Source organism: Paraclostridium benzoelyticum, from assembly GCF_001006285.1.
Lineage (GTDB): Bacteria > Bacillota > Clostridia > Peptostreptococcales > Peptostreptococcaceae > Paraclostridium > Paraclostridium benzoelyticum.
Window position 1 is genome coordinate 1 of record NZ_LBBT01000231.1, and the last position, 2236, is coordinate 2236.

The following is a 2236-nucleotide window of genomic DNA, read 5'->3' on the forward strand; positions in this document are numbered from 1 at the left end:
ACACCTCTCTATAAGTGCATATTCAAGTTTATAATTTTAATCTAATAAAAACAGAATTATAAAATATATTTTTTCGTAAACATAAACAAGAAACGACAAAATAAAATATATTTTTATGTTAGGATTTATATAAAAAGTAGGAGGTATTATAATGGAAATAATAGATAGAGAACACACAGTCAACAAAAATAATTTATTGGTATATGTTGTTTTAAGCATGCTAACCTTATCTATTATTATTATTATTGCAAATGTATTTTTTAAAGAAAACATTGAACCAAATTATTTAGAATCTACATTGCATTTTATAAAATTTTTTAATTTTATGATTTCTTTATTAGGAATAGGAAGTTGTTTAATTTCTTATAATCGAACAAAAAATGACAGTATTTTTTTAGTTTTACTAATGTTTGTAGGTTTATCAGTAGGTATTTTATTTGGACATATAGATTATCTTCCTTATTACTACAAGGAATTAGGTATATCTTTATATATAGTAATATCTTCATCATTAATTAGAGTTTTCCTTCTTATACTTTCAATCCTCCCTAATAATAAAGTTAGTAAACTCATAATTAACAATAAATTTTTTTCAATATTTATTGTAATATTTCTAACTATACTTCTTGGCACTTTTGAACGAAATTTGTTCCTTTATAATTATGAATTTAAATCAAATGCTTTTATAGTTTATAATACTTTTTTAGCCATAACATATACGATTTGTTCAGGATGTCTATTTGCTAAATCAATAAAAGATCAAGAGGCTATATTTGTAGTTCTAAGCTCTAGTGTGTTCATACTTGCTATAAAAGCAATTTACGCTCTACATATATCAACGCGATTAACATTTTATACTAAATTAGTATCTATATCATTAACGTATATTTGTTTTTTTATAGTAATTATAGGAGCGTTAATTGAATTGTTTATTTATATCTCTAGAACGAAAGTATTAAATAATAATTTAAATTTATTTTATAACTTATCAGAAAATGATAAACATAGTTTTATGCTGATTTTCGATGAATACTCAAACTTATTATATGCTAATAAAAAAGTTAGAGATTATTATTCATGCGGTAATAATCTTCATAAATTAACTCTACTTTTAAAAGATAAAATCTATAAAGTAAATGAATATGATGAAATTATAAAGTCATTAAATTTAAATAATTGTTGGAGAGGTGTAATAAAAATTGAAGATAGGAATATAACTTTAGATTGCTGTGTTCAAACAATCAATTCAACAAGTAATAGAAAAGAGATAGCGGTTACATATATAGATATATCAGATGTAGTAAAAAAAGAATTAGAAGTAAAAAAGCTTAAAACTTATGATAAGGAAAAAACCGAATTTATAGCTAATATTTCTCATGAGTTAAAAACTCCAATTAACTTACTTTATTCATCCATACAATTATTAGATAATTTTAGCATAAAAAATACTATAGATTTTAACACTATATATAAAAAGTATAGCAAAATATTAAGAACAAACTGTAAGAGAATGACAAGACTAGTAAATAATATTATGGATTTATCTGAAATAGATCTTGGAACTCTTACAGTAAATTTTAAAAATTATAACATAGTATCTATTGTAGAAGACGTAACCTTATCTGTAGTTGAATATGCTTTATCAAAAGGTATAAATATACAGTTTGATACTGAAGAAGAAGAGCATATTATAAAGTGCGATGCTTATATGATTGAACGCTCTATATTAAATTTACTATCAAACTCAATTAAATTTTCTAATAAAGGGTCTTCTATTTTAGTAAATTTAAACATAGATAATCACTGGACTAAGATTGTAGTAAGAGATGAGGGAATTGGTATATCTAAAGAAAACCAAGAAGTTATTTTTGATAAGTTTGTCCAAATAGATAAGTCATTTACTAGGTCAAATGAAGGAAGTGGAATAGGATTAAGTATTGTTAAGTCTTTAGTAAATCTTCATGATGGAGTTATTACTGTTGAAAGTGATTTAAATAAAGGAAGTTCATTTACAATATTTTTACCAAATGTAACAATTGAAAACTGTTGTCCTTCTATATATGATATAAATTCATATAACGCTGAGTTAGAACTTTCTGATATCTATGAGGTTATAACATAATAAACAGTAAAATGGAGGACACTTGTCTTCCATTTTGTTTTTGTTTAAGATTTAGTTTTAATTCACATAATGCTTAAATTGTATAAAATTTAAAATAGGAATATAATTAGATTA

At 23.1% G+C, this 2236-nt stretch carries 1 protein-coding gene; it reads left to right on the forward strand.

Annotation, left to right across the window (positions count from 1 at the left end; all coding sequences use genetic code 11):
• The first annotated feature begins 151 nt into the window (after window positions 1-151).
• On the forward strand, window positions 152-2122 hold the full coding sequence (locus VN21_RS11410) for a sensor histidine kinase (protein WP_046823394.1): 1971 nt from the start codon (window positions 152-154) through the stop codon (window positions 2120-2122).
• Window positions 2123-2236: the final 114 nt, after the last annotated feature.